4 protein-coding genes and 1 pseudogene are annotated in these 3479 nt (G+C 61.2%); all 5 read right to left on the bottom strand.

Annotated features, from left to right (window positions below; translation table 11 throughout):
* Positions 1-391: 391 nt before the first annotated feature.
* The gene (locus VEK15_27505) at positions 392-1294 is read right to left on the bottom strand and encodes a Ku protein (protein ID HXV64475.1); all 903 of its coding nucleotides are present in this window, start codon (positions 1292-1294) and stop codon (positions 392-394) included.
* Between the two features lie 99 nt (positions 1295-1393).
* The gene (locus VEK15_27500; GenBank protein HXV64474.1) at positions 1394-1945 is read right to left on the bottom strand and encodes a YceI family protein; all 552 of its coding nucleotides are present in this window, start codon (positions 1943-1945) and stop codon (positions 1394-1396) included.
* A 485-nt stretch (positions 1946-2430) separates the two neighbouring features.
* Positions 2431-2730, bottom strand: a complete 300-nt coding sequence (locus VEK15_27495; protein HXV64473.1) for a GNAT family N-acetyltransferase — start codon at positions 2728-2730, stop codon at positions 2431-2433.
* 52 nt (positions 2731-2782) lie between these two features.
* A pseudogene (locus VEK15_27490) lies at positions 2783-2986 on the bottom strand (hypothetical protein).
* A gap of 46 nt (positions 2987-3032) precedes the next feature.
* On the bottom strand, positions 3033-3371 hold the full coding sequence (locus VEK15_27485; GenBank protein ID HXV64472.1) for a VOC family protein: 339 nt from the start codon (positions 3369-3371) through the stop codon (positions 3033-3035).
* Between the last annotated feature and the right edge of the window lie 108 nt (positions 3372-3479).

Here is a 3479-nt window from a genome sequence, read left to right as displayed (position 1 = left end):
GGCAGGTCGGCGCGACCGACGGCAACACGGTTCGGCTGCCGCTTATGCTCATCCAGCCCCATGGCGGCAGGTCGGCGCGACCAGGCTCTCGTGCAGCTCGTTGAGCTTCGATTGCGCGGGGAGCGTCCACCGCGGAGAGCTTTTCGCGACCGACAGCGACGCTCGACACGTCAGCCGTCAGACGCCGCGTCGAAAGGAACCGTAGCTGCTTGCAGCTCTCTTGGTGTGCCGCCTCGGCTTGGTCTCGGTGATGTCGACGGGCCTCGACCGACCGTGAGGCTCGCGCGAGCGGCGGCGACATCCGATGCCTTCCTGGCAGAAACGTGGTCAAGCGCAAAAGTTACTGGCCCATGTGTCACCCCGCAACCGGATCGGGATCCACGTTGTGGGGTCACGAGGCCTTGTCCTCGAGGGCACGAATCAGCTCCTCTTTGCTCATCTTGGAGCGGCCGGAGATATCCGCCCTTGCAGCACGCGCCAGGAGCTCGGATCGGGTCAGGGATGTCAGGGCGGCTCCCGCACCCACCGACTCGAGACTGGATTTGAGCGCGCTCATCAGGTCGATGACCCGGGCCTCCACGGCCGCCGGTTCGGTAACAATCCTTTCGCCTCGGGCCTTCTTCTGGATTAGTTCTAACACCTGTTCCCGATATGTATCCTTGAACTTCGTCAAGTCTAATTTCGCGGAGAGTGCGGAGATGAGCTGCCCCGCCATCTGAACCTCTTTCTCCGAGAGGGAAATACCCGACCGCAAATTCACTACGGACTCGGGGGAACGGATCTCGCCGGCGAAGTACATCGTAGAAAGGCCCAGAACTCGGCCGATAGGCCTCAGCGTCGCCAAATGCTCCTTGCTTCGCAGAACGAACCGTCCGATTCCCACCTTCTTCGTCTCCACCATCGCACGATGAAGCAACGCGTACGGCTCGGCCGAGGCGACGGCCTCCGATGGACCGAGATAGTACGTTTGCTGCCACGCGATCGGATCGATATCCGCCAGGTCAACAAACTCCTCGATTTTGATCGTGCGACTCTTCGCCGGAGCAAGTGACTCCAGCTCCTCGGACGTCACGACGACGAATTCCCCTTCGGCGATCTCGTAGCCCTTCTCGATCTTCTCCCAGGGCACCTCCTCGTCTGTTTCTCCCCCCACCCGCTTATAGCGGACGCGCTGCCCGGTTCCTTTCTCGAACTGGTGGAACCGCACCTCCCGGGACTCGGTTGCGCCGTAGAGTTCAACGGGAACGTGCACGAGCCCGAAGCTGATGGGCCCGCTCCATATCGCTCGTGCCATAACGCGATCTTAATACCTTGTCGGTTTGTGTGTACGTTTTTTGGCCAGTGGCCCAGCTCAGCGTACTCTAATGTCAAGCGCTCCGCTGGTGACCGACAGTCAGGGCTCGAGGATCGCTTCCGCATCCAGGGTGATTAGAACGTCGTGGCCTACCACGACTCCACCATTCTCGAGCTCGCCGTTCCAGCTCACGCCGAAATCGTGCCGGTTGATTTGTGTTCTGCCCGTGAATCCAGCCCGAGTCCTTGGCCCGAGGTCTTGATCCCCCTCCCACCAAGGCGTGGACCATTGCCCGAGGTAGCGGACGTCGAGGACGACCTCCCGATGAACGCCACGAATGGTCAGCTCACCTCTGACTTTGAAGTCGCTCTCGCCGATCTGTTCGCTGAAGTTCCCGTCGAAGGTAATTTGGGGGTGGTTCTCGACGTCGAGGAAATCCGCACTCCGCAGGTGTGCATCGCGTTCCGGCTCACCGGACCAGATCTTGGCCGCAGCGATCTCGACGTGAAGGGATCCGCGCAACGGGTTCTGGAGATCGAAGTCCAACCAGCCGTGGACATCGCTGAATTGCCCACGGACCCACGTCACCATCATATGCCGCACCGAGAATGAGGCGGCGGTGTGGCCGGGCTCGAAGACCCATCTCGGCATGTTTCCTCCTTAATTCGATGGCGGACCTTACTGTACCCCAAGGCCGCGCTTAGGATGACGCGCGCCGGGCGCCGACCCGGCGGCGGAGAACAGGACCTCTTGCAGGAGAAGGCAGGGATCAGCTGGCCGCTTCCGCGCTTCCATCTCCATCCAGATGATGACGGGGCGCATCATGTAAATAACGTCGTTATGCGCACCGCGAGACATTTCCTTTCGTTTTTGAACTGAGCGTAGGATTTTAACGTCTCGTCGGTGCGCTCCCAACTAAATCCGCGAATTAACGAAGAGGAGACTTTTTGATCGACCGTAAACTGGGCCTATGGGTCGTTGTGGGAAACGCCACGAGTCGGGTTCTACCAGCTCCTGACCGAGCCCTAACTGGCTCGCTCACCGATGATTCGAAGCGTTTTCCACAATCGCGGCCGCGTCCATAGGCCATCCCGTCACCCCGATCTGATCCCCAGAAATGTCAGGAGAACCATTTTTCATAACGCCAGACCTCGAGCGGAAAGATTCCGTTCAGCGTCTCCAGGATGGTTCATCATGGTCCCCACTCGATGCCACCCGGATTTCTCATAGAATCTGGCCGCTCGCTCGTTTCCGATGGCACATGCGAGCCATGCCCTTTCCACGCCGTCTTCGACGAGCCGAGCCTCGGCATCGGCAATCAGCGCCGCCGCGACTCCCGCGCCGCGTGATTGCGCCGAGACGTAGAGTTGATAGAGCTCGTCGCCCTTCACGACGCAGAATCCAACGGGCGCTCCCACGGGACCGACGACTCGCACGCTCGGAAGAATCGCCTCGAGCCTTTCTCTAAAGCTATCCCAGCTACGAAGCCTAGCCAGTTGGGCGGGCACGATTTTCGCGTGCGCAGGCGTCGGGCTGGCTCCCGTCGAGATCGGTGAAGCCGTAGCTTCTTTGCGAGCTGCCCACTGGAGAGCGACTTACCGTTCCGGCGCGACTCGTTCGGATCCATGCGAGGGCCGCCACGGCAGGGCCGACGAAGGCGGGACTCTCGGAAATGGCGAAGTGGGGCGACCGCTTCCTCGCGTCGTACCCGTTGCCTGATGTCTCCATGACGCCCATCCTAACCCGGTTCGAACACGAGCTCGAGAGTAAGCCCGTCGGGGTCCCGGGTATAGACTCGCCCGCGCACGTCCTCGAAGTCCGCGCCGATCTCGGCGAGACGAGTCAGCAACTCCGCTCGCTCGCTGGCCGGCACGCGGAACGCCATGTGAAGACCGAATGGGTAGCGCCCAGGATCCCCGTCCCGGCGCGGGACGATCGCGATGCAAACATCACCGGCCGTGACGGCCGTGTGACCTGCCATCGCCTTCGTTTTGCCATCGAGCAGTCGGCGGTAAAAGTTTATGCTGCGGGATGAATGACTCGAGACGATCCCCAGGTGATGGATGGCGATGCTCATGCGAAGACTCCTTGGCTCAGGGGCACACGTGCTGCACCGTGCCACCTGCCATGGATCCTTGCGTGGGCCCATCCCGCGCTGGACAACTGCCCTCTTTCGAGAGTGCCC

The sequence above is a fragment of the Vicinamibacteria bacterium genome, assembly GCA_035620555.1.
Lineage (GTDB): Bacteria > Acidobacteriota > Vicinamibacteria > Marinacidobacterales > SMYC01 > DASPGQ01.
The sequence above is the reverse complement of the archived record's forward strand: the minus strand, read 5'-3'. Positions and strand labels throughout refer to the sequence as shown.

Excerpts from the sequence above, each read along its gene's own strand:
- VEK15_27485 (HXV64472.1), bottom strand. The coding sequence starts at position 3,371 with ATGAGCATCGCCATCCATCACCTGGGGATCGTCTCGAGTCATTCATCC.
- VEK15_27500 (HXV64474.1), bottom strand. The coding sequence starts at position 1,945 with ATGCCGAGATGGGTCTTCGAGCCCGGCCACACCGCCGCCTCATTCTCG.
- VEK15_27505 (HXV64475.1), bottom strand. The coding sequence starts at position 1,294 with ATGGCACGAGCGATATGGAGCGGGCCCATCAGCTTCGGGCTCGTGCAC.